At 65.9% G+C, this 24,565-nt stretch carries 13 protein-coding genes; 4 read left to right on the forward strand and 9 right to left on the reverse strand.

Annotated elements, in window-relative coordinates; translation table 11 throughout:
- Positions 1–36: 36 nt before the first annotated feature.
- From HKW67_RS12530 to HKW67_RS12540, 3 genes are all read right to left on the reverse strand, one after another.
- The gene (locus tag HKW67_RS12530) at positions 37–3,162 is read right to left on the reverse strand and encodes an efflux RND transporter permease subunit (RefSeq protein ID WP_171225701.1); all 3,126 of its coding nucleotides are present in this window, start codon (positions 3,160–3,162) and stop codon (positions 37–39) included.
- Positions 3,159–4,268: an efflux RND transporter periplasmic adaptor subunit gene (locus HKW67_RS12535; RefSeq protein ID WP_230981177.1), complete on the reverse strand. Its 1,110-nt coding sequence runs from the start codon at positions 4,266–4,268 to the stop codon at positions 3,159–3,161. Before HKW67_RS12535 ends, HKW67_RS12530 begins: the two co-directional genes overlap by 4 nt.
- 360 nt (positions 4,269–4,628) lie before the next feature.
- On the reverse strand, positions 4,629–5,552 hold the full coding sequence (locus HKW67_RS12540) for a PDZ domain-containing protein (protein WP_171225703.1): 924 nt from the start codon (positions 5,550–5,552) through the stop codon (positions 4,629–4,631).
- Between the two features lie 329 nt (positions 5,553–5,881).
- On the opposite strand from HKW67_RS12540, the gene HKW67_RS12545 reads away from it, so the two are divergent.
- On the forward strand, positions 5,882–6,316 hold the full coding sequence (locus HKW67_RS12545) for a GxxExxY protein (RefSeq protein WP_206044409.1): 435 nt from the start codon (positions 5,882–5,884) through the stop codon (positions 6,314–6,316).
- Between the two features lie 8 nt (positions 6,317–6,324).
- On the opposite strand, the gene HKW67_RS12550 is transcribed toward HKW67_RS12545, so the two are convergent.
- The 3 genes from HKW67_RS12550 to HKW67_RS12560 form a co-directional block, all read right to left on the reverse strand.
- Positions 6,325–8,235, reverse strand: coding sequence for a hybrid sensor histidine kinase/response regulator (locus HKW67_RS12550; RefSeq protein ID WP_171225704.1), 1,911 nt, complete (start codon positions 8,233–8,235; stop codon positions 6,325–6,327).
- Positions 8,236–8,253: 18 nt separating this feature from the next.
- The gene (leuS, locus tag HKW67_RS12555) at positions 8,254–10,686 is read right to left on the reverse strand and encodes a leucine--tRNA ligase (RefSeq protein WP_171225705.1); all 2,433 of its coding nucleotides are present in this window, start codon (positions 10,684–10,686) and stop codon (positions 8,254–8,256) included.
- Between the two features lie 135 nt (positions 10,687–10,821).
- Positions 10,822–11,877 carry a glycosylasparaginase gene (locus HKW67_RS12560; RefSeq protein ID WP_171225706.1) on the reverse strand — a complete coding sequence of 352 codons (1,056 nt, stop codon included), beginning with the start codon at positions 11,875–11,877 and terminating at the stop codon, positions 10,822–10,824.
- A 151-nt stretch (positions 11,878–12,028) separates the two neighbouring features.
- Here HKW67_RS12560 and HKW67_RS12565 point away from each other — a divergent pair, with 151 nt between their 5' ends.
- The 3 genes from HKW67_RS12565 to HKW67_RS12575 all read left to right on the forward strand — a co-directional run bounded on the left by HKW67_RS12565 (position 12,029) and on the right by HKW67_RS12575 (position 20,779).
- On the forward strand, positions 12,029–13,933 hold the full coding sequence (locus tag HKW67_RS12565) for an aspartate ammonia-lyase (RefSeq protein ID WP_171225707.1): 1,905 nt from the start codon (positions 12,029–12,031) through the stop codon (positions 13,931–13,933).
- A 74-nt stretch (positions 13,934–14,007) separates the two neighbouring features.
- Entirely contained in the window at positions 14,008–16,962 is a 2,955-nt protein-coding gene (locus tag HKW67_RS12570) for an Ig-like domain-containing protein (RefSeq protein WP_171225708.1), read from the forward strand.
- A gap of 403 nt (positions 16,963–17,365) precedes the next feature.
- Entirely contained in the window at positions 17,366–20,779 is a 3,414-nt protein-coding gene (locus tag HKW67_RS12575) for a beta strand repeat-containing protein (RefSeq protein ID WP_171225709.1), read from the forward strand.
- A gap of 362 nt (positions 20,780–21,141) precedes the next feature.
- On the opposite strand, the gene dacB is transcribed toward HKW67_RS12575, so the two are convergent.
- Genes dacB through HKW67_RS12590 form a run of 3 tightly spaced genes read right to left on the reverse strand, consistent with a single transcriptional unit; the run spans position 21,142 to position 24,541 of the window.
- Positions 21,142–22,797 (reverse strand): D-alanyl-D-alanine carboxypeptidase/D-alanyl-D-alanine endopeptidase, encoded by a 1,656-nt coding sequence (gene dacB, locus HKW67_RS12580; protein ID WP_171225710.1) that lies wholly within the window; start codon positions 22,795–22,797, stop codon positions 21,142–21,144.
- A 2-nt stretch (positions 22,798–22,799) separates the two neighbouring features.
- Positions 22,800–23,990 (reverse strand): acyltransferase family protein, encoded by a 1,191-nt coding sequence (locus tag HKW67_RS12585; protein ID WP_171225711.1) that lies wholly within the window; start codon positions 23,988–23,990, stop codon positions 22,800–22,802.
- Entirely contained in the window at positions 23,990–24,541 is a 552-nt protein-coding gene (locus HKW67_RS12590) for a hypothetical protein (protein ID WP_171225712.1), read from the reverse strand. The genes HKW67_RS12585 and HKW67_RS12590 overlap by 1 nt, the downstream gene beginning before the upstream one ends.
- Between the last annotated feature and the right edge of the window lie 24 nt (positions 24,542–24,565).

Below are 24,565 nucleotides of genomic sequence, written 5' to 3' on the forward strand. Positions count from 1 at the left end.
CCGTTCGGGGTCTTCTGCCATACGTTGGCGACGGGATCAGTCGCCGGCGACGGGCACCGGATTCATGCCGCCAGCGCTCTGCACCGGCACGGACTTCTTCGACTTGCGTCGACCCGCCTGGAACTGATCGAGTAGCGTGTACACGACGGGCGTGACGTACAGCGTGATCAGCTGCGAGAAGGCGAGGCCACCCACCACTGCGAGACCCAGCGGCTGACGCGACTCGGCGCCAGCGCCGAAGCCGACCGCGATGGGCAGCGTTCCCATGAGCGCGGCAAGCGTGGTCATCGTGATCGGACGGAAGCGCACACGCGCGGCCTCCACGATGGCGTCACGGGGCGACATCTTGAGATCCCGCTCTGCCTCGATTGCGAAGTCGATCATCATGATGGCGTTCTTCTTCACGAGACCGATCAGCATGATGATGCCGACGTACGAGTACACGCCAAGGTCCTTGCCGAAGATCCAGAGCGTGAGCAACGCACCGAGCGCCGCGAACGGCAGGCCGGACAGAATCGTGAGCGGGTGGATGAAGCTTTCGTAGAGAATGCCGAGCACCACGTAGATCACGAAGATCGCGACGAACAGCAGCGCGAGCAGTCCGCTCTGGGCCTGCGCGAACGCCTGCGTATCACCGGAGAGCACCGATGTCACGTCGGGCGGCAAGACCGCGCGCGCTTCGCGCTGCACCGCATCGACGGCGGTGCCGAGGGCCACGTTGGGGCGCGTGGAAAAGCTGATGGAAACGGCCGGCAGCTGCCCGTTGTGCTGAATGCTCTGCGGACCGACGCCCTTCGTGAAGGTGGCCACCGAACCCAGTTGCACGAGGCTGCCCGTATTGGAGCGCACGTACAGCTGGCTCAGTGATGCCGGATCCTTCTGGAACGCTTCCTTGAGTTCGAGAATGACCTGGTACTGGTTGGTCTGCGTGTAGATCGTGGAGACCTGACGCGAGCCGTACGCGTTGTACAGCGCGTTCTCGATTTGCGAGGCGCTGAGTCCCAGGGCGGACGCGCGTTCACGATCGATCTGGATGCCGACCTGCGGATTGCCGACCTGCAGATCGCTCGAGATGTTTTCGAGTTCCGGCAAGTCCTTCATGCGCGCTTCGAGGGCACGGGCCGCCGTGTACAACTCGGCGATGTCCGGCCCCTGCAACGAGACCTGATAGGCGCTGTTACCGCGACGGCCACCGATGTTGATCGGCGGCGGATTGCGGAAGAATACCTGCACGCCCGGCACCTTGGAGGTCGCGCGGGTGAGTTCACGCATGATCTGGTCGACGTGCGGACGATTCGGATCATCGCTGAGCGTGAGCTGCAAGCGACCGCTGTTCGATCCACCTCCGCCGGGGCCACCACCGATAGAGGCCAGCGTGTACTGCACATTCGGGCTCTTCTCGATAATGGCCGCGACTTCGCGGATCTTCACCGACAGCGCTTCGAAGCCGATACCTTCGGGTCCTTCAATCGATCCCGAGAGTCGTCCCGTGTCTTCCGACGGCAGGAAGCCCTTCGGGATGTACATGAACAGCCCGACGGTCGCGACCAGCGTGAAGGCACTGAAGATCATCGTGAGACCGCGACGATTCATCACCCACGCCAGCGAATTGACGTACGCGTTCTCAGTGGCCTGGTACAGGCGCTCGACCGAGCGCCACTTGCCGTCGCTCGGCGCGTGCCCCTCACCTTCGCGCAGGAAGCGCGCGGCGAGCATCGGCGTGAGCGTGAGCGACACGAAGCCTGACACGAGAATGGCTACACCGATCGTGACGGCGAACTCGCGGAACAGGCGACCCACGAGCCCCGGCATGAACAGCAGCGGGATGAACACGGCCACCAGCGACAACGTCATCGAGAGAATCGTGAAGCTGATTTCCTTCGAGCCGTCGAGCGCCGCCTGCATGGGCTTCTTTCCCATCTCCAGGTGGCGGACGATGTTCTCGAGCATCACGATGGCGTCGTCGACCACGAAGCCGACGGCGAGCGTGAGCGCCATCAGCGAGAGGTTGTCGAGACTGTAGCCCAACATCCACATGACGGTGCAGGTGCCGATCAGCGAGAACGGCAGCGCCAGCGACGGGATGATCGTCGCGCGCAGGTTACGCAGGAACAGGAAGATCACCATCACGACGAGGCCGATCGTCAGGATGAGCGTGAACTTCACGTCGTCGACACTGTGCTCGATGGCGATGGAGCGATCGAAGATCGGCACGATGCTGACGCTGGGCGGTAGCTGCGGCTCGAGCTGCTTGAGCACCGCGTTGACGCCCTTTGCGACATCGACCGTGTTGACGCCCGGCTGACGGATGATCGCCAACGCCGTATTGGCGCGTCCGTTGATTTCGCTCATGCCGCGCATGTTCTGCAGCCCGTCGATGACGTTGCCGAGCTCACCAAGACGAATCGGCGCGCCGTTGCGCATCGCGACCACGAGATTGCGGAACTCGGTGGCGTTGCGGAGCTGTCCCGACGCCTGCAGCGTGAACGACTGGTTGGGACCCATCAGCACGCCGGCCGGGGAATTCGAATTTCCCTGGTTGATCGCGGCCTGCACTTCGTCGATACCGATGCCACGAGCCGCCATGGCGCCGGGATCGAGCTGCACTCGCACGGCGTACTTGGACGAGCCGTACACCTGCACCTGCGCCACACCGGTTACGGTGGAGACACGCTGGGCGAGGAATGTTTCCGCGTACTCGCTCAACTCCTGTCGACTGAGCACGTCGGAGTTGATCGAGAACATCATGATCGGGGCGTCGGCCGCATTCGCCTTGTTGTACGACGGCGGATTGATGTTCTGCGGCAGCTGGCGAAGCGTTTTGGAGATGGCCGACTGCACGTCGGCCGCCGCCTTGTCGATATCGCGATCGAGGGCGAAGAGCAGCGTGACGTTGGTGCTGCCCTGCGAGCTGGATGACGTGATGCTTTCAATGCCCGACACCGTGGAAAACGCTTGTTCCAGCGGCGTGGCGACCGAGGTCGCCATGACCTCGGGGCTCGCTCCGGGCAGGCCGGCCGAGACGGTGATCGTGGGATAGTCGATGGTGGGCAGGTCGCTCACCGGCAGCGCCCGATAGGCCACGACGCCGAACGTCAGAATGGCCAGCATGACCAACGTGGTCATGACCGGCCGCTTGATCCAGATCGCGCTCAGATTCACTGGGCTGCTCCTCGCTTCGTCGCTGAGGTGTCTGCTCCGCTATTCGACCCGCCCTTTGCGCCGCCCTTGGCGCCGCCGCGACCGCCTCGGCCCGCGCCAGGGGAACCACCCTTCGAGAGCGCACCGCGCAGCTCGACTTTCGCGCCGTCCTGCAGGCGATTCTGTCCTTCGATGATGACCTGCTCGCCGCCCACCAGGCCGCTGTCGAGCTTGACGAGTGTGCCGGCAGGGCGACCGACCTTTACCGCGATGCGCTTGGCCTTGCCGTCTTCCACCACATACACGAACGCGCCGTTGGTGGTCGTCACGACGGCCTCGGAGGGTACGGTGATGGCATCCTGATCGACCGTGAGCTCGAGACCCACCGATACGAACTGGCCGGGCCAGAGCGAACGATCGGCGTTCGGCACCCGCGCCTTGAGCAACACTGTGCCGGTGGCCCGATCGACCGCGTTGTCGATGAAGGTGAGCGTACCGGTGATCTTCTTCGTGCTGTCGCCCACGTTGGGGACGATGTTTACCGACAACGCTTTATCGAGACCCGAGCGGCGGCGCATTTCCTCGAACGCCTGCTCCGGAACCGTGAAGCGCACCAGCACCGGCTGGAGCTCGTTAATGATGAGTAGTCCCGGGTCGGCCTGGGCCCGCACGAGACTGCCCACGCGGAGGGTGATCTGGCCGGTGCGCCCGGAGATCGGGGCCTTGATCGTGGTGTTCTCGAGATCGAGGCGTGCCCGCTCCAGCGAGGCCTGCCCTGCCGCCACCGTGGCGGCGAGGGCCGACGCTTCGGCGAACGTCTGATCGAGCTGCTGGCGGGTCACGTAGCCGTCCTTGGCCAGCCCGGCGAAGCGCACCGAGTCGCCACGAGCGCGCAGCAACGTGGCCTGATCACGCGCCAGCGTGCTCTGCAACCGATCAAGTTCCGCGCGGAATGGCCGGGGATCGATCTGGAAGAGCACCTGTCCCTGACTGACCTCATCGCCTTCGGCGATGGCCACCCGGGTGAGCATTCCCGAAACGAGAGACTGGACGGCAACGGTCCGATTGGGCTCGATCTGCCCGTTCGCGGACACGATAAAGGGCAGCGGTCCCTTTTTCACCGTCATCGTGGACACGACGGGAGCAGGACGCTGAGGACGTTGCTGCTCTTTACAGGCGGCGAGTCCAAGCAGGGCGACCGACGAGAGAGCGAACAGTCGGCGCGAAGGATCTATGGCGAACCGGCGCGCGGAGCGCGGCGGCATCACATTGTCTGGCATTCGCAGGGGCGAACGGCGGGTCGGGTAAGACGCTCAACATACGACTCGAAAGCCGGCAAACGTCACGGGGTATATCCGCCAAGATAACGCTACCCAATGCCCATTCGTTGCGTCGGCGTTGGGGTTTTCCGGCGCAGCGCCCCTGCCGCGGAATCGTGGCGCCGGTGTTCTCGCTCATGGAATGCCGGGAATATGGGCCGGAACGCCTTATCGGCGGTCGACGTCGATCACGCGTCCGTTCAGGATGATGCGTCCGCCACCCGGCATCGACCGCGCGTCGTCCGGGAGATCCGACGCCCGAACGGTCTGCACGGCGACGTCCCGGGTCCGCCCGCCGGACACCACGCGCAGGGTCACGGTGCCCCCCGGCGCTACTTTCTGGACCTCTCGAAGGAACCGAGTCACCCGAGCGCTCCGTACCTGCGGGTCGTCGAGGTCTTCCTTCGGCACCCGCAGGTCTACCCCGTTCACCGCCGAGATCCGCTCACCTTCGACCAATCCGGCCTTTTCGGCCGGCCCTGCCGTCACGACGCTGCCCACGAACAACCCGAGGGTATCACGCGCGTTCCCGGCCCCGGACACGGTCACGCCGACCGCAGCACGGTTTCCGTCTTCACCGCCCCACACCACGACCCGCCGCACCGGCCCGTCTTCGAGTTCGGCCGCCGAGACGGTCTTTACCGTCATCGCCCGCGGGGACCCGCCGCCGCTGCGCACACGCAGTTCGACCTCGTCGCCGGGTCTGGCCTTGCCCAACACGCGCTGCAGCCGCCGCTGCGCCATCCCGGCCAACGCCAGGTCCTCAGCGTCGTCCCGACCGACTTTCAGGCTCACGCCATTGATGTCGGTGATGAGGTCGCCGGCCTTGATCCCGGCCTTCGCCGCCGGCCCGTTCTCGCGCACGGCGTCGATCTTCACCCCGGCCGTGTCGGCGCTCGACGCCGCCCCCAGGGTAACACCAAGCGCGGCGCGATCGGCAGCTCTGGTCCAGATCATCGAGGGGAGTCGCAGTCCCTCGATACGGACTATGGGTTCGTCGCTCTGCGGCCGCTGCTGCGCAGCCAGCGGAGCGTGTGACGGAGCGGCGGCAAGGGCGACGACGAGGGTCGCCGTGCGAAGGGCTGTGCGCATGGGAGCAGTCTCGGGCTTGAGGTGATGGCCTACGACTGATCTGACACGCGGTCGCCGATCGTGGTTTACCGCGGCGTTCGCGTGCTACCGCCGGCAGTTGTTCGATGACAGCGGTTGGTGTGCGGGCGGATAGCTTCGTGCCGGCGGATAGCTCGTTGGTTCACGCGAAGCTCGAGAAGGGCCGCGAAGGTGCGCGAAGAACTGCAAAAGAAAAGAATCAGGAAAAGCTGTTGCTGTTCTTCGCGGCCCTTCGCGGCCCTTCGCGGACTTCGCGTGAACCAGCTGACCCAGTCCCCAACGCGGCGTCATCCGAAGCGAGTACGTCAAACATGCAAATCCATCCAGACGATCTGACGGGCGCCTGCATCAACGCGGCCATACGGATACACCGAAAATTCCGATCGGGGATGCTTGAAGCCGCCTACGAAACATTTCTGTTCCGCACGCTGGTAAATGACGGGTTCGATGTGGAGCGACAGAAGGCAATCTCGTTCGAGTTTGAAGGAGAGCGATACGAGAACGCGTTTCGTGCCGACCTTATCGTGAACGGCCGTCTGATCATTGAAGTAAAGGCACAGGAGACCAATTCACCGGTGCACACCAAACAGCTGCTCACCTATCTGCGATTGGCCGAACTCCCGCTCGGCCTTGTCATCAACTTCGGGATGCCGAAGCTGATGGATGGCGTGAAGCGCGTGGTGAACGAACTACCACCGGAACAATCGCCGCAGCTGCGCGTGAACCGACCGCGTCCAGTGCAGTAGATCGATGGTTACGCGGACGCTGCTGCGCGCTTACGGAGCTGCTCAGCCAGGAATTGACGCGCAATCGGCTTGCCCAGCACCATCAACGACGGGTCGGCGAGAAACTGCTCCAGATCCGGTGTCGTTGCACCGCCCGTCATGATCACCAAGCGGCGACGCAGTGCGGGATGGCGGGCGGCCAGAGCGTTCGCGAATTCGGCGCCGGACATGCCTGGCATCATGAGATCACTGACCACGACGTCGGGCTGATCCTGTTCGAGCCACTCGAGCGCGGCGGCGGCGCTGTGCACACCGTGCACGAGGAGACCCTCACGCTCGAGGCCACGCGTCAGGGCCGAGAGGATGGCGCGATCGTCCTCGACCATCAACACGCGCAGCGGTGGTGCGTGGGCGTCGGAGACGAACAACGGGGTCGAGATCGGCGTACGACCGGTGGCGTGTCGTGGAGACACGGCCGGCAGGCGGATCAGCACCACCGCACCGGCCGACTCGCCGTCGCTTCGTGCGGCGTTGCGGAAGTGCATCGTGCCACCGTGCGCCTCCACGATACCGCGCGATACGAACAGCCCGAGCCCCGTGCCACCACGCGACGCTTTGGTCGTGACGTACGGCTCGCCGAGCCGCGAAAGAATATCCGGCTCGAAGCCACCGCCCTCATCAGCGATCTCGATCTCGGCCCAGCCGTCGCTGCCCGTGCGCGTCGAGACGCACAGCACACCGGTGCGCGATTCGGCCGCCTGCAGCACGGATTGCGCGCCATTCACGAGCGGATTCAGCACCACCTGCACCAGCTTGCCCTCGTCACCGCGAACGTGAGGGGCATCGTCGAAGCGCGTTTCCACGTGGACGCTGTGCCGCCATTGCGGGCTGCCGATGCGGAGCGCCGTGCGCACGATATCCCGCACGTCGAGCAACTCGAGCGCGTCATCGGACGGACGGACATACGTGCGGAGGTCGTCGACCACTTTGCGAATGCGCTCGGTGCCGTCGAACGCGTGCGCGAGCGTTTCGCGCAGCGCCTCATGCGACGCCATGATCGGCGACTCACGCAATTCGTCGAGACTGAAGCGTAGATACTGGAGCGGGTTGTTGATCTCGTGTCCCACGCCGGCCGCCAGACGCCCGAGGGACGCGAGCCGTTGCTGTTCGATCAGGTTGACGCGCGCCTCGTCGCGCTCCTGTGTACGGCGCGCGACCTCCTCCGCCAGATGCGTGGACAAGGTGTCGAGCCTCTGGGCGTCACGCGTGAAGCGGCGCAGGAGCTGCATCGTCACGGGCAGGGTGACGCAGATGTATCCGAGGTCGGCGAGGTAGATGAAGTCGAGCATGCCGGCGGCAACCAGCGCTTCTTCGACGGCAAAGAGCGTGAAGAAAAAGAAGCCGACCACGACGCTTGCTGCCCCCTCCTCACCGGCACGCGCGCGGCCGACTTGCCCGACGGCGCTGAGGAGGATCGAGATCAGCGGAATGAAGACAACGCTTTGGCCGATCGGCGTCAGAATAGGGCCGCCGGCCGAGCCGCCGCGGCCAAGAATGTCGCGTGCCGCGAGTTCGGTGTGGTCCGTCAGGCCCAACACGCTGACCACCGTGGCGGCCAACACACCGCCGATCATCCACCAGCGGAGTCGGCCCGAGAGCGAACGCCAGCTTCCCGCGCGATCAGCGTAGGTGTACGCGACCCACCCCGCCGTGTGGATCGTGGCGAGCGTGATATTCACGCGGGTGATCCACCAGCTGTTCTGCTCGGGCGCGACCATACCGAGCGCGTCGGACAGGCTGTACAGCCCGGCCGAACAGGCCACCAGCGCGAACCACCGCACCCGCTGCCATCCCGGCGCCCGGGCGATCACGATCATCGCCACAGTCGTCGAGAACTGCAGGGTCAAACTGACAATCGCAATGAACAGCGAGGCATCCACGACAACACCATGAAAAAGCTACACGACGATGTTGAGCAGGCGTTTCGGTACGAAGATCACCTTCTTGATCTCACCCGTCACGAACTTGGCAATGCCTGCATCGGCCATCGCTGCTTTCATCGCGTCTTCCTGCGACGCATCCACGGGTAGGCGCACTTTGCCGCGCACTTTGCCGTTGATCTGGACCACGATGTCGACCTCGTTGTCCACCAATAGGGCCGGATCGAATGCCGGCCACCCCGCAGTAAAGACGCTTTCGGCGTGCCCCAGTAACTCCCAGCACTCCTCGGCGAAGTGCGGGGCATAGGCCGCCACCAACTGCACCAGCGGCAATACCTCATCCCGGTGCACCGGGCGGTCGGCCGAGCGCACGTGATTGAGGCATTCCATCATCGCCGCGATCGCCGTGTTGTAGCTCAGCGTCGCCGTGTCCTCACCCACCTTCTTGATCGTACGGTGGATCTGACGGGTCACGTTGGCGTCGGCAGCGACGTCGGTGCGCGCGTCACGTACCGACGCCCACAACCGGTCGAGGAAACGACGCACGCCGCTGATGCCCTGATCGCGGAAGTCGCCGCCTTCTTCGTACGGGCCGAGGAACATGAGATACATGCGGAACGCGTCGGCGCCCCACTCTTCCATGTACACATCGGGATTGATCACGTTGCCCTTCGACTTCGACATCTTCGCGCCTTCGCGGATGATCATGCCGTGCGCGCGGAAGCGCGTGAACGGCTCTTCGAAATCGATGTGCCCCGCGTCCTTCATGACCATGGTCACGAAGCGCGAGTAGAGCAGATGCAGCACGGCGTGTTCGTTACCGCCGATGTACGAGTCCACCGGCAGCCAACGCTTGGTGAGCTCGGTATCGAACGCCACATCACTGCGTGTCGCACTCGGATAGCGCAGGAAGTACCAGGCGCTGTCGAGGAACGTGTCCGACACGTCAGTCTCACGACGGGCCGACGCGCCGCACGTGGGGCACGGCACACGATACCACTCCTCGTGGCGCGCCAGCGGCGAGATGCCGGAGTCGTCGGGCTTGAAGTCGGGAATGAACGGCAATTCCACCGGCAGCTGCGACTCGGGCACCGGCACGGTACCGCACGCGTCACAGTAGATGATCGGAATCGGCGGGCCCCAGTACCGTTGACGGGAAATGCACCAGTCGTGCAGTCGGAAGTTCACCACCTTCGATCCGTGGCCGCCGGCGGCAAGCCAGTCGGTCACGGTGAGCTTGGCATCGGCGACTGGCTGCCCATCGAAGGCGCCCGAGTTCACCAGGCGGCCCTGCGCATCGTCGGTGTAGGCGGTCTCGCCGAGCGGCGTGTCGGCCGCCTCGTCGGGACCGGCCACGACGCGCACGATCGGCAGGTTGAACACCTGGGCAAACTCGAAATCGCGCTCGTCGTGTCCAGGCACGGCCATGATGGCGCCGGTGCCGTACTCCATGAGCACGTAATCGGCGATCCAGATCGGAATATTCGCGCCGGTGGCCGGGTTCACCGCGTTCGCGCCGGTGAACACGCCCGTCTTCTCCTTGCTGCTCTTGCGCGCGATCAGATCCTGCTTTTTCGTCGCGTCCTGATAGCCCTGCACCGCACCGCGCTGGGCCTCGGTGGTGAGCGTGGCCACCAGCGGATGCTCGGGGGCCAGCACGAGATACGTGGCGCCGAAAATCGTATCAGGACGCGTCGTGAACACCTTCACGGCTTCGTCGTGCCCGCTAACGCGGAACGAGAGCTCGGCGCCTTCGGAACGGCCGATCCAGTTCTTCTGCGCCGACTTGGTGATCGGCGACCAGTCCAGCCACTCGAGGTTGCTCAGCAGCCGCTCAGCGTACGCCGAGATGCGGAAGAACCACTGCTCGAGAAAGCGCTGTTCCACCGGCGAGCCGCACCGCTCGCACAGGCCATTCTCGACCTGCTCGTTGGCGAGCACGGTCATGTCGACGGGGCACCAGTTGACCGCCGCTGCTTTCTTGTACGCGAGTCCCTGCTTGTAGAGCTGCAGGAAGACCCATTGCGTCCACTTGTAGTAGTCCGGCCGCGACGTGTCGACCTTCTGACGCCAATCGACCATCAACCCCGCGCGCTCGAGCTGCCGCTGGAAATTGGCGACGTTCTTGGGCGTGAGCTCCATCGGGTGCGCGCCGATCTTGAGCGCGTAGTTCTCCGAGTGGATCCCGAACGCGTCGTAGCCGAGCGGCTGGAACACATCGTGTCCCAGCAGCCGGTGGTAGCGGGCCGAAATGTCGCTGCCGGTGAACGCGAAGAGATTCCCGACGTGCAGCCCTTCGGCCGACGGATACGGGAACATCATCAGCGCATAGAACGGCCGCGCGGCGTTCTCGAGGGCGGCGTGGTTCGTGCCGCGTTCAGCCCAGCGAGCGCGCCACTTGGGCTCGACCAGCGCGGGTGCGTAGGGGGTCGGGATGGTGGGTTCGGACATACCGCAAGTTAAACGAACTGCCAACTGCCTAGGAGGCAGGGTGGAGGGTGTCAGGAAGGAGGAGGCAGGGACGCCGCTGTCCTGCGTCCTCCACCCGAAACCCTCCACCCTGCCTCCTAAGCAGTTGGCAGTTCACTACCGCGCGAACAAGTACGCCGCCTGTTCCAGCCGCGCCCCCTTCTCGTCGCACACCGCGAACTTGCCGCCCGAATACAGCGTGGCACCGCCGAAGCGGCCGTCCTTGGTGAGCGCGTAGAACTCGAGGTCGAACTTGGGGCGGCCGTTGGGGCCCATCAGGCGGGCTTCCGTCATGGCCACGACGCGCTCGAGGGTCTTGAGACAGGCCTCCTGCGGGCCGAGGCCCTGGCGCATGAACTCCACGATCAGGAACGAGGCGCACGTTTTGATGTTCGCTTCGCCGCGACCCGTGCTGCCGGCGGCGCCGACCAGGTTGTCGCAGTACTGCCCGGCGCCGATCACCGGCGAGTCGCCGATGCGGCCGGGCACCTTCCACGCCATGCCGCTGGTGGTGGTCACCGAGCCGATGTTTCCCGCGCCGTTCACGGCGTTCATGTTGATCGTGCCCGTCGTAAACTTGATCTTGATGTCCTCGTCGTGATTGAGCCACGCGTCGTTGGCGTTCAATCGCGACTTCCAGCGCATCCAGTCCTGGCGCGACTGCTCGGTGAGCAGATTCTGCTCCTTGAAGCCCATCGCCTTGGCGAACTTCGTGGCGCCCGCGCCCACCAGCATGATGTGATCGGTGTAGTCCATGACCGCCTTGGCCACCAGCGACGGCGTGGCGATCCCCTCGATCGCGGCCACCGAGCCGGCGCGGCGCGTCGGGCCATGCATACACGACGCATCGAGCTGGACGACGCCTTCCTCGTTCGGCAGACCACCGAGGCCCACCGATTGATCGGTGGGGTCGAGCTCCACCAGGTTCACGCCGGCGATGGCTGCATCCAGCGGGTCTTCGCCGGTCAGCATCTTGTCGTAGGCGACCTTCACGCCCTTGATGCCGTTCGACGACGACACCACCAACGGACGCCCGCGGAATCCGGCGGACGGGGCCGCCGACGCCACCGTCTGGCCCAATTCCTGCCCGAAGTCGTCGGGCAGACGGGGGACGAAGCCGGCAGCGGCCAGCGCAGCGGAGCGCTCGAGAAAGTCGCGACGGGACAAAGGCACGTGGGGCTCCGGAACAGGGTCGGGTGACGGCGTGGTACCACGAATGGTCTTCTTCTCACCAAACCGACGATATCGCAGCGAGCGACTGGTGGCGAGAGGCACGTTCGTCGGGCAGCTTCCGTACAGTAGGATCCTACCTTTACTCCCCCCCATGACCACTCCGGCCGAAATCGCCGATGCGTTGCGCGCGACCTCGTTTCTCGAGGGTTTCACCGACGCGCACCTCTGGAAGCTTTCGCGGCACGTCACGCCGCTCACGCTCGTCCCTGACGACACCATTTTCAACGAAGGCGAAGCCCGCCAGCGCTTCGCGATCTTGCTGAGCGGTGCCGTCGCGATCGAAAAATCCTCCGATGGCCGCACCACGCGTCTGGTGACGCTGGGCGCGGGCGAGGCGGTGGGCGAAGGCCTGCTGCTCGACGACTCCGCGCACGGCACCACCGCGCGCGTGATCATGCCAGGCACCGCGATGGTGCTGGCCCGCGCCCAGCTCGACGACATCACGCGCGAAGCGCCGCAGCTGTACGCCGCCCTCGTGGCCCGCGCCGCTCGCGCGATTTCGGCGCGCCTGCGTCGTGCCGATGCCACACTGGTGGGCCGCGGCCGCACGCTGGGTTTCGGCGGCCATCGCACCCGCCAGGAGCACGACCTGCTCGGCGAACGCGACGTGCCATACGAGGCGCTCTACGGCGTGCAAACGCTTCGCGCCCTCGAGAACTTTCCGATCACCGGCATTCCACTTCGTGAGTTTCCGGTGTTGATCGAATCGCTGGCGGCAGTGAAAGAGGCAGCCGCGCAAACCAACCTCGAACTCGGCCTGCTGGAACAGGAGCATGCCGATGTGATCATCCGCGCCGCCCGCGAAATACGCGCCGGCCGTCATCACGAGCATTTTCTGGTGGACATGATTCAAGGAGGCGCCGGAACCTCCACCAACATGAACGCCAACGAAGTGATCGCGAATCGCGCGCTCGAGCTCAGTAATCAGCAACGTGGCGCCTACGACGTGATCTCGCCCAACGATCACGTCAATCTCAGCCAGTCCACCAACGACGTGTATCCCACGGCGGTGCGCATTGCGCTGCACAAAAGTCTCTCGGGCTTTCGCATCGAACTCGCGCGGCTCGCCGACGCTTTCGGCGCCAAGGGCGTGGAATTCGCGCCGCTGATCAAGATGGGGCGCACGCAAATGCAGGACGCGGTACCGATGACGCTCGGTCAGGAGTTCATGGCGTTCTCGCACACCCTGCAGGAGGACGTGGACCGACTGGGCGAAGCCCAGTCGCTCATTCGCGAGATCAATCTCGGGGCGACCGCGATCGGGACCGGCATCAACGCACCGCCGGGCTACGCCGAGCTCGCGTGCAAGCATCTCGCCGTGATCGCCGAAGTCCCGGTGATTACCGCGTTCGATCTGGTGGAAGCGACGAGCGACACCGGCGCGTTCGTGCAACTGTCGGGTGTCATGAAGCGCACGGCCACGAAGCTGTCGAAGATCTGCAACGATCTCCGCTTGTTGTCGTCAGGGCCGCGGGCCGGGTTCGGCGAGATCAACCTGCCGGCCATGCAGCCCGGTTCGTCGATCATGCCGGGCAAGGTGAATCCGGTCATTCCGGAAGTCGTGAATCAGGTGTGCTTCGAAGTGATCGGCGGCGACGTCACCGTCACGATGGCGGCCGAAGCGGGACAGTTGCAGCTGAACGCGTTCGAGCCGGTGATCGCCTATCGTTTGCTGCGTGGCATCGACATGCTGCGCAATGCGTGCATGGTGCTGCGTGAGCGGTGTGTAACCGGCATCACCGCAAATGCCGACCGCATGCGTTACTTCGTTGAGCATTCGATCGGCATCGTGACGGCGTTGGTGCCGGTGCTCGGTTACGAAATCGCGACCGACATTGCGAAGACGGCCCTCGCCAGCGGGCGCGGCGTGTTCGATCTTGTGCTCGAGCGCAAGCTGCTCACTCGCGAGCAGCTCGACGAGATCCTCAATCCGGCGGCCATGACCGCGCCGCGCGACACGCAGGAATTCAGCACGGTCACCATTCCGCCGGCGTAAGTAGCGGCGGGTACTCCGGCTCCCGGGGTACCCGCTGTCGTCCGGGTCGGCTCGCCTGTCACTCTCGCCACGCCATGCACTCAGCCCCGTCGTCTGCCCGGACTCGTTTCACGGTCGCCCTGCGTCGAATCCGGTTCGCCGCGCTCACGCTTGCGCTGGCGGCATGCGGTGGCGGCGGTGATCCCGCCGGGCCGCCGGTGGTGGTAAATCCCCCCACGGTGCGCGGCGTCGCCGTCACACCGATCACGGCCACGATTCGCGTGGGCGAAACACAATCGCTCAGCGCGACCGTTGATGCGATCAACGGCGCCGGCACCGGCGTCACGTGGAGCAGCGAGTCGCCAACCGTGGCTACGGTGAACAGCACCGGACTCGTGACCGCCATCGGAATCGGCACGGCCACCATCCGCGCCACCGCCGCGGCCGACACGCGCGTGAGCACGACGGCGACCATCACGGTGCAAGCGGCGCGCAACATCACGCTGACCCCGACGACCGTGTCCCTGGGCACGGGACAGACGCAGGCGTTGCAAGCCACCGTCCAGATCGATGCCGGACTTCCGACGACGGTGACGTGGCGCACGAGTGCCGCTACGATCGCCACCGTGTCGGCCGCGGGTGTCGTGTCGGGCGTGGCGCGAGGTACGGCCACGATCACCGCCGTCTCGGTTGGCGACACGACGCTGCGCGCGACGACCACGGTCAACGTGGTCGCGGTCGTGCGTGCGGTGACCGTCACGCCGACCACGGCAACGCTGTTCATCAGTGCCACCCAGCAGCTCACCGCCGCTGTCACCGCCGATGAGGGGGTCGCACCGACGGTGACGTGGCGATCCAGCAATCCCGCCGCCGCCACGGTCAGCGCCACCGGTCTCGTCACGGCCGTCGCGCTGGGCAGCACCACCGTCACGGTACTCTCAACCGCCGACACGACGCGCCGCGCCACCAGCGCGATTACGGTGGCGCCGCGCCCGGTGAGCGTGAGCATCGCGCAGCGCAACATCGGCATCAATCCCGGCACCAGCACCACGCTCACCGCTGTCGTGAACGCCGACCCGGGCGTGGCCACGGGCGTGACCTGGAGCTCCAGCGCGGGCGGTGTCGCGACGATCTCGGCGCAAGGCGTCGTGAGCGCGGTCAGCGTCGGCAGCACGCTGATCACCGCCACGTCAGTGGCCGATGGCACGAAGCGCGACACGGTCACGCTGAGCGTCGTGCCCAGGCTGGCCACGGCGTGGAGCGCCACGCGATTGAGCGGCGTGTTACGCGACGATCTGTTTTCGATTTTTGCGGTGACCGCCTCGAACGTGTTTGCGATCGACTTGCAAGGCGACATCTATCGCTGGAACGGCACCGCGTGGACGCTGTCGCTCTCGAACAGTGCCGACTACCAGGCACTCCACGGCTCGTCGGCCACCAACATCATCGCGGTGGGCACCAACGGCGCCATCGCGCGCTGGAACGGCACCGCGTGGAGCACGATGACGTCGGGCACCACGCAGACACTCAACGCGGTGTGGGTCGAGAGCCAAACCGTGGCGTGGGCGGCCGGCAATAACGGCATCGTGCTGCAGCTGGCGACCAATACGTGGAGCACGGAAACCACCAACTCCACACAAGCACTGAACGGCGTGTGGGGCGGTGACAACGTGGTGTATGCCGTTGGCGCCAACACCGAGGTGCTGCGCCGTGTCGGCAGCACCTGGTCACGCGTGACGGTGCCGAGCGCGGAGCTGCTGTATGGCGTCCACGGGAACAGCGCGACCGACGTGGTCATCGTCGGCACGAACGGCACGCTCCTACGCTGGAACGGCACGGCGTGGTCGGTGCTCGGGGTGGGCGGACTGGCCGGTGACCTGTATCAGGTGAGTGGCTCAGCCGCCAATGGTGGACGCCGCTATGTGGTGGGTGACGGCGGTGTCGCGCAGCTCGATGGCATCACGGCCGCGTTGGTGAGCACCCCGTACGCGCCGCAGCTGTTCGGCGTGAGTGTGGATGCCGCGGGCACGGCGTGGGCGAGTGGTGAGCGGGGCGCGGTGCTGCGCAGCGCCGATGCCGGCGGTCCGACGTGGACGACGAACAACTTGGCCCCCGATCTCCTCGACGTGTGGACCGCGGCGGCCAACGATGCGTTGGCCGTCGGTGAGTTCGGATTCGTGTACCGCTGGAACGGCAGCAACTGGACCAAGGTCACGGTGCCCACGCAGGCCACGCTCACGAGCGTCTGGACGACGACCACCGGTGAAGGGTTCATCGGCGGCGAATCGGGCACCATGCTGCGACTGGTCGGCAGCTCATGGGTGCAGATGGCCTTTCCCAGTGTGAGCACGGTGTCGGCCGTCTGGGGCACGAACGGTGGCAACGTGTACGCGACCACCAAGGCGGGCGAGATCCTCCGCTTCAACGGCTCCGCGTGGACGCTTCTGACCACCGCGTCGGCGCCGCTGTGGGCCGTCTACGGTGCATCGGCGGCAGACGTGTATGCGGCAGGAGAGAACGGCGCCGTGTGGAAACTGAATGGCGCCGTGTTCACCGCGCTGCCCGCGCCCGCCACAGGCACGCTGTCAGGCATCTGGCTCACTGGCGCCACGAACGTGTTCACTGACGGCGCGAATGCCGCCGGCACGGCGGGTATCGCCTACCGCTTCAACGGCACCGCGTGGTCGTCGCTGCAGCCCGGCGCGACGCCAGCGCTCACGGCGCTCTGGGGCCCGAGTGAATTCGACCTCTACGCCACGGGGGACAACGGCACGATGCTGCGCTTCAACGGCAACACGTGGACGTCGATGCCCACCGGCACGACGGACCTGCTCTGGAGCGTGTCGGGGGCGCCGAATGCGTCTGCAGGGTTCGCCGTTGGCATCAACAGCACGATCGTCGCTGCGAGCGGGTCCACGGCGTTTCGCGCGGCGTTTCGCGCGGCATCGGAGGCGCCTGCGCGCGGATCACTCGAGCCATCGGCGTCGGCACGCGTGCGCCGCGGCCCACAACCGCACGGCGACGCCCGCAAACGCAAGTCGTCGCGATAGCCGCGGCAGGTGTGAAGCTCTTCACAACAACGAGCGGCGCCGTGCCCTCGGTCACGGCGCCGCTCGCTCATCCGTAGCAGAATGTTTTTGTGTACGGTGTGTGAAAAACTTGAGCGTTCTGGGACGAAAATCTTTCCCCGACGCCGCCGCTGAAACAGCGGTGCCCGCACCGTGATAGCACCCACGAACGCCTGTGCGAAATGATGCCGTGCGTCGGCATCGGTCGTCCAAAGTGTGAGTTGGATGACATTGTGCGCTGCGGACCTTGGCGGGGATGTACCCGCAATTCCAGAGCAGCGCGCTTCGACCTTCGCTGGTGCGTGCGGTTCTCATGCGTGTTTCCCCGAACAAGTACGGCTCGCGCTCGACGTTTCGTCGCGCAGCCCGTTGGATTTCTCCGGTCATGCTCGGATCGATGCTCGCCATCGGTCTGCAGGCGTGCGCCGCGCCGGCCGATGGCGTCACGGGTAATTCCGGTGGTGGCACGGGCGGCACGCCCACGCGCTTCGAGAGTTCGACCGGCGTGATCAGTCTGAACGCCGTCGGCGCATCCCAATCGATCACAGTCACGGCCCGCGACCGGTCGGGCAACGCGATTGCCGGCGTACCCGTCACCTGGACGAGTTCCGACGCCGCGATCGCCGATGTAGCGGGAAGCGGTTCGACGGCGATGGTCACCGCGCGTGCGCCGGGTCAAGCGACGATTCGAGCCCGCACGGGCGATCTGCTGCTCGAGATCAGCGTCGGCGTGCTGGCCGTTCGCAAGATCACCATTGCCCCGCAGGCCGTGTCGGTCATCGCTGGCGGACAATTACAGCTCAATGCCGCGGTTGATGCCGACGCCGGCGCGTTGCTGGACCTCCGCTGGCTCTCCGACAATCCGTCGATCGCCTCGGTGAACACGCAGGGCATCGTGACCGGTGTGGCACCCGGTAACACCATCATTCGCATCAACGCCGTCGGTGATGTCCGCGTGACGACCACGGCGCAGGTCACCGTGACGTCTGCGGGCTCCATTGCGATTTCACCGTCCACGCTCTCGATGGGCACCGGTGAGCAGCGCACGCTGGCCGCCTCGGTCAATCTCGAACCGGGACTCAGCACGGCGCTCACGTGGCGCAGTCAGAACAACGCGGTCGCGACGGTCTCCTCGACCGGTGTCGTCACCGGCGTCTCGGTGGGCAGCACGCTCATCACCGCCGTGTCGGTCGCCGACACCACGCGCCGCGGCACCGCCGCCGTCACGATCGTGCCCGTTGTGCGCGACCTCGACATCACGCCCGCCGCGGCCACGATCTTCACCGGCGACACCCGCCAGCTCGGCGTCAACTTCACCGCCGATCCCGGCGCCTCGCAGGCGGTGATCTGGCGGACGAGCAACGCGACGGTGGCCGCCGTGTCCTCGTCGGGGCTCGTGAGTGGTGTGTCGGCCGGTACGGCCATCATCACCGCAATCTCGGCGTCCGACACGACCAAGCGCGCCACCTCGTTGTTCACCGTGCGCTATGCGGCGGCCGTGAGTGTGTCACCGGTAGCGGCGACAGTCGGTGTGGGCGGTACGCGCGCGATCGTCGCCACCGTCACCACGGAGAACGGCGCCACCACGGCCGTCACGTGGCGCACCAGCAATACCTCGGTCGCCACCGTGTCGTCCACGGGTGTCGTCACCGGCATCGCCGTCGGAACCGCGGAGGTGAGTGCCGTTGCCGTCGCCGATACCTCGCGCCGCGCGACGTCGACCATCACGGTCGCAGCCGTCGTGCGCTCGTTGAGTGTCACGCCAGGCACGGCGGCGATGCTGGCCGGACAGACGGTGCAGCTGGTGCCGACCGTCGTGGCGGATGCGCCGTTGTCGACCGCGGTGACCTATCGCAGCACGAATAGCGCGGTGGCCAGCGTGAGCGCCGCCGGACTCGTCACGGCGGTCGCGCTGGGCAGCTCCAGCATCGTCGTGCAGTCGGTTGCCGACACCACGGTGCGTGATACGGCGTTCGTGTCGGTGTCCAACGGCCTCGCGACCACATGGGCCGCCACGCGACTCGGTGGCGCGCTCTATGAAGATGTCGTCTCGCTGCGCGGGATCGACGCCAGCAGCGCCTTCGCCGTCAACAGCGTGGGCGACGTGTTCCGGTGGAACGGCAGCACCTGGTCGGTGGCCGTGCGCGGTGCCTCGTATGGCACGCAGTTCCTGGCCGTGCACGGATCGTCGAATAGCAACGTCATGGCCGTGGGCACAAACGGTGTCACGATCCACTTCGACGGCTCGATCTGGAGTATCGAAAGCTCGGGCACCACGAACCGCTTGAACAGCGTGTTCATGGAAAGCACGCTCAGCGGCTTCGCGGTGGGCGAGAATGGCACCGCGCTGCGCTGGAATGGTTCGACGTGGAGCGTCAGCAGCACCGGATCGACGCAGACGCTGAACAGTGTGTGGGCGAGCGGCGGCATCGCGTTCGCGGTCGGCGCAAACGGCGAAGTACTTCGCTTCGGCAACGGCAGCTGGTCCCGTCAGACCGTGCCGACCACCGAGTCACTCAGCGGCGTATCGGGCACGACGAGCTCCACGGTGGTGGCCGTCGGTGCGTTCGGTACGATCCTGTCGTTCAGCGGCGGTGCCTGGACGACGGTGAACAGCAACGGCATCGTGGCCGACCTGTATGCCGTCAGCGCGGTGTCGTCGAGCGACACGCGGCTGTACATCGCCAGCGATGACGGCTTGCTCCTGCTGAACAGTGGGTCGCTCACCCGGGTGACCACGCCGTACACGCCGCGCATGTTCTCATTGTCGGCCGACGTCGCCGGACAGGTGTGGGTGGGCGGACAGCGCGGCAGCGTGCAGCGTCTCGCGACCGGTAGTTGGGAAACGGTCGGACTGGCTCCCGACCTGATCGACGCCTGGACGACTTCGGCCACCAATGCGTGGGCGGTCGGCGAATTCGGATTCATCTATCGTTGGAACGGATCGGCGTGGGCGCGACAGGCCACGCCGACCACCGCCACGCTCAATGCGGTGTGGGGGGCGAACGCGACCGAAGCGTTTGCGGCCGGCGACAACGGCACCATGCTGCGCTTCAATGGCACGACGTGGACGGCCATGAGTTTTCCGTCCACTGCCAGCGTGTACGGTCTGTGGGGCACCAGCGGGTCGAATGTGTACGCCGTGACGGCGGCGGGTGAGGTCGTCCGCTACAACGGCTCGTCGTGGGCCGTTGCCGCCACGAGCAGCAACGCGCTGTGGGCCGTTCACGGCTCGTCGCCCACCGACATCGTCGTCACCGGCGAGAACGGAGCGGCGCTGCGTCTGAGCGCTGGCGGCTGGAGCACCGTCAACGCGACCACGACCGGCACGCTCGCCGGCGTCTGGACGAACGGCACGGGCGCCACCGCGGTTGGCGCCGCGGCGTCGGGCAGCAGCGGGGTGGCATTTTCCCTGAGCGGCTCGTCGTGGTCGTCAGTGACGACGGGCAGCAGCCGGGTGCTCACCTCGGTCTGGGGCCCGAACGCGGCCGATCTCTACGCGACCGGTGAACAGGGAACGCTGCTGCGCTACAACGGCTCGTCATGGAGCGCCCTGACCACGGGCACCACAGACTTGCTCTGGAGCGTTACCGGCGCCCCCAGCGGCATTGGCGGAGCGTTCGCGGTCGGCTACAACAGCACCGTGGTCGCCGGCTCCAATAGCGCGTCGTTCTCGACCACCATGGTCCGCGCCATGAGCGTGGCGAAGGGCATCGACCTCGACCCGTCAGCCGGCGCCCGCACGGTTCGCGGCCCGATGCCGAGCGGCAAGGCCCGCAAGTCGCGGGGCAAGCGGTAGTACCAGCCGGCCGCAGGATCGTAGGTTCACGCGAAGAGCGCGAAGGGCCGCGAAGAAACGCGAAGAACGGCAAAAGCATTTGTGGTTGCTGTTCTTCGCGCCCTTCGCGGACTTCGCGCGCTTCGCGTCAAAGATCGGACCGTCGCTCGTCAGCACGGCGCCAGCCGAGGCGGTAAGGCCGTAACAGCTGTGACGCGAAGATCGCGGAGTACGCGAAGGACGCGAAGAACTGCGAACGCATTTTTGTTGCTGTTCTTCGCGAACCTTCGCGGCCCTTCGCGAGCTTCGCGTGAACCTACGGACCGTCGCTCGTCAGCACGGCGCCTACCGAAGCGGGACCGAGCGCTGCAACCAGCTGACGCTCACTCCCGTGAGAACGCCGCCATGGTCGGGCCCATGGCGTCGATCGTTTCGCGGGCATGCCAGCGGTCCTTGCCGTTGTACAGGAACGCGAACGCGAGGATCTCGCCGTTCTCGGCCGTCACGTAGCCCGAGAGCCCGATCACCTCGTTCGTGGTGCCCGTTTTGGCGTGCAGATTGCCCTGCGCCGGCGTGGCGCGCATGCGGTTGCGCAGGAGTTCGGATTCACCGGCGACCGGCAGCGACGCGTGGAACGCACTGCCCCACGGGGCGCGATGGGCGTGGGCCAGCAGTTGCACCAGGCTGCGCGGCGTGACCCGGTCGAGCACAGACAGACCGCTGCCATCGGTGACACTCACCGCGTCGGGCGCGGCACCGACCTGACGCACCATGAACTCGTGCAACGTGGCCGAGGCATTTTCGGCCGATCCCAGCGTTTGCTTGTCGGTGCCGCGCGCGGCGCCGCGGAACAGGAGTTCGGCGAAGATGTTGATACTCTCGCGGTTCATCGTCGAGATCAGGCGTGCCAGCGGCGGCGACGGCAGACTGGTGATCAAGGTGGCGTTGTCGGGGGTTCGCCCGACCCGCAGCGCGCCATCCACCGTGATGCCTTGAGCTTCCAAGGCGGCGCGAAACGCGCCGCCGGTGAACGTGGCCGGATCGCCGACCACGAGCTGATAGCGCACGGTGCCTGCGCGCGCGCCGATGACGCCCGAGACGACCACGCGATCGTTGCCGACGCGATGGGCGCTGATGCGCGTGCTGCTGCCAGCCACGGTGCGCACCGTGTTCGTGATCGTCAGACCGCGCGTGGCCGGTTCGAGGAACACCGTGGCCGCGCCACCCGCGCCACCGGCGGTGATCCCCACAATGACGATGTTCTCGTTGAGCGTGAGCGCCGAGAAGGGCGCCGCGTAGCCAGCGCCGGCGTAGCGGGTGAGCCAGCCTTCGGGGATGCCGCGCATCTCGAGCGCCGATGCGTCGGCCACCAGGTCGCCGGTAACGCGCTTGATGCCCGCGCCCGCTACAAAACGCGCCAACATGGTCATGGAGGCGTCCGGGCCGCCACGCACGAATCGCGGCGACATGGAAGGATCGCCATCACCGCGCAGCACGAGGTCGCCGCGGACCACGCCATTGGCCTCCAGCGGCCCGTCGCGTAGCACATCGGTGCTGAAGGTGTGTTCAGGGCCGAGCTTTTCGAACGCGATGGCGGAGGTGAACAGCTTCATGGTGCTGGCCGGCACCATCTTGCTGTCAGCGCCGTGCGCGAACAGGGTGTCGCCGCGCGTGATGCTGATGACCATCGCGCCCCATTCCCCGTTTCTCGTGCGGCTTCCCAGCAACGTAGTGAGATCGCTGGTGAGCGCGGCTTCGCCACGCGGCGACGTGAAGCGCAGCACCGGGATGATGGGCGCGCGCGTACGCCCCGCCCGCGTACTGCGCGTGCTGCGCTTTGTTGGCGTCTTCTTCTTCGGAGTGGGGCGCTTGCTTTGCCGCGTTGCTCGTGACTGCATCGCCAGCGCGGTCGCCGCGGTCGCCGAGGCGGCGACAGAAGCAGCGCTCGCCTCGGCGTGAGGCGGCGCGACGATAAGGAGGCCCGCAAACAGGGCGAGCGAACGGCGGCGAACGGTACTCGTGAGCCGAAAAGGCGTCATCGTCAGACCTTGAGGACGAACCCACGCTTCCAGGCGCCCCAGAGAATCAGGAACCAGAGGGCGACGAAGCTGAAGGCGTACGCGAACGACGCTTCCCGCGGCGGAAGCCATGAGGCGTACAGGGTGTTGAACACGAATCCCTGCGCCGAGATCCGACTGCCGGTGCCCGTATCCCAAGTCCAGATCGATGACGTGATACGCGCCATCAATCCGGACCCCAGAAACGCGAGCATGGGGTTGGTACCATATACGACGAACGGGAACGTCCAGCGTCGCACCTGCATCACATCGATGATCCACATGCAGGTCGCGAGCGACACGGCGCCCATGCCGGCCGTGAAGAGCACGTACGAACTCGTCCAGATGCTCTTGTTGATAGGAAACACCCAGTGCCAGACGAGTCCCAGCATCATCGTCAGCGCGCCGACTGCAAACAAACCCGCGAGACGATCGGTGAGGGGGCGCTCCTGATGCGCGATCCATCGTCCGGCAAACGTGCCCAGGATCATCGTGCCGATCGCCGGGACCGTACTCAGCAGTCCTTCGGGATCCCACGTCTTGCCGCCGACCCAAAGGTGGTTCGTCCCGAGGATCGTGCGGTCCAGCCAGGCGCTCAGCAGTTGGTCTGGCTTGTCGAGGACGAAACGACCCGCCACGCCGGTATCAGGGACCGGCACCAGCGTCATCAGCGCCCAGTATCCGAAGAGCAGAACGGCGAGGATGGCGAACTGCTGCCGGAGTGTCGTACGCCACGTGAGCAGCGCACCGAACAGGTAGGCGAGGCCGATGCGTTGCAACACGCCCAGCACGCGCCAATGCTCGATGCGGTCGACGACCCGATCGAGAAACGAGGCCTCCGGAAGCGCCGGCGGCCACGTGAAGAACGGAAAGCCGGAGAGCAGGAAGCCGAACAGGAAAATGAGCGCCCCGCGGCGGAGAATCTGCCGCAGAATGGCGCGCTCATCATCACCGCGGGCGCGCCGCGCGCGCAGCGAGAGTTCGGTGGTAATGCCGACGATGAACAGGAAGAACGGGAAAATGAGGTCAGTTGGCGTCCACCCGTTCCACGCGGCATGCTCGAGGGGCGGATAAATCGCCGACCAGGTGCCGGGGTTGTTGACCAGCAGCATGCCAGCCACGGTCATTCCCCGGAACACGTCGAGCGAAACGAGTCGCTCGGGTCGCTCCGCCATCAGGCGCCGCCCTCGGCCTTGGACGCGGCGACTTTCCATCCGGTCGTGTCGCACCGCACGTCATACGACTTGGTCGGCGATACTTTGCCGTTGTCGTCGCCGCCTACGTAGTGGCCGCCCAGTCGAACCGTCACGGTGTTGCCGTTGTCCGCCTCGGTCTTGCCACGGAACACCACCAGCATCGACGGATAGGGGCCGACCTCTTCGAGCTTCTCACGAATCTTCCGCTGCGCGACGGTATCGCTGCTGTAGAAGTACGTCGGCCCTTTGTCCTGCAGCACCTTGAAGCCGTCATCGGGCACGGCCGAGTCGGTGCCGGCCGCACTCAGGAAGCGCTTGGGAAGCGGCTCCGCCTTCGTGATGAAGTCGAGCACCGCAAGCCCGACCGGCGTCGAATCCGTGCTGACGCACGAGGGGCCGGCCGCCACTTTTGCGTCCGCGGCCTTTTCTCGGTCCGCCGCCGCGCCACCACCGCACGCGGCGAGCAGCAGCAAGCTGGGACCAGCGGCGGTCAGCAACGTGGCCAGAACAGGGCGAGACGCTCGGGGCATGGCAGGACTCGGGATTAGGTGGTA

Origin of the sequence: Gemmatimonas groenlandica, assembly GCF_013004105.1 — a bacterium.
Classification (GTDB): domain Bacteria; phylum Gemmatimonadota; class Gemmatimonadetes; order Gemmatimonadales; family Gemmatimonadaceae; genus Gemmatimonas; species Gemmatimonas groenlandica.

Excerpts from the sequence above, each read along its gene's own strand:
- HKW67_RS12535 (WP_230981177.1), bottom strand. The coding sequence starts at position 4,268 with ATGACGGTGAAAAAGGGACCGCTGCCCTTTATCGTGTCCGCGAACGGG.
- HKW67_RS12540 (WP_171225703.1), bottom strand. The coding sequence starts at position 5,552 with ATGCGCACAGCCCTTCGCACGGCGACCCTCGTCGTCGCCCTTGCCGCC.
- HKW67_RS12545 (WP_206044409.1), top strand. The coding sequence starts at position 5,882 with ATGCAAATCCATCCAGACGATCTGACGGGCGCCTGCATCAACGCGGCC.
- leuS (WP_171225705.1), bottom strand. The coding sequence starts at position 10,686 with ATGTCCGAACCCACCATCCCGACCCCCTACGCACCCGCGCTGGTCGAG.
- HKW67_RS12565 (WP_171225707.1), top strand. The coding sequence starts at position 12,029 with ATGACCACTCCGGCCGAAATCGCCGATGCGTTGCGCGCGACCTCGTTT.
- HKW67_RS12570 (WP_171225708.1), top strand. The coding sequence starts at position 14,008 with ATGCACTCAGCCCCGTCGTCTGCCCGGACTCGTTTCACGGTCGCCCTG.
- HKW67_RS12575 (WP_171225709.1), top strand. The coding sequence starts at position 17,366 with ATGCTCGGATCGATGCTCGCCATCGGTCTGCAGGCGTGCGCCGCGCCG.
- dacB (WP_171225710.1), bottom strand. The coding sequence starts at position 22,797 with ATGACGCCTTTTCGGCTCACGAGTACCGTTCGCCGCCGTTCGCTCGCC.
- HKW67_RS12585 (WP_171225711.1), bottom strand. The coding sequence starts at position 23,990 with ATGGCGGAGCGACCCGAGCGACTCGTTTCGCTCGACGTGTTCCGGGGA.
- HKW67_RS12590 (WP_171225712.1), bottom strand. The coding sequence starts at position 24,541 with ATGCCCCGAGCGTCTCGCCCTGTTCTGGCCACGTTGCTGACCGCCGCT.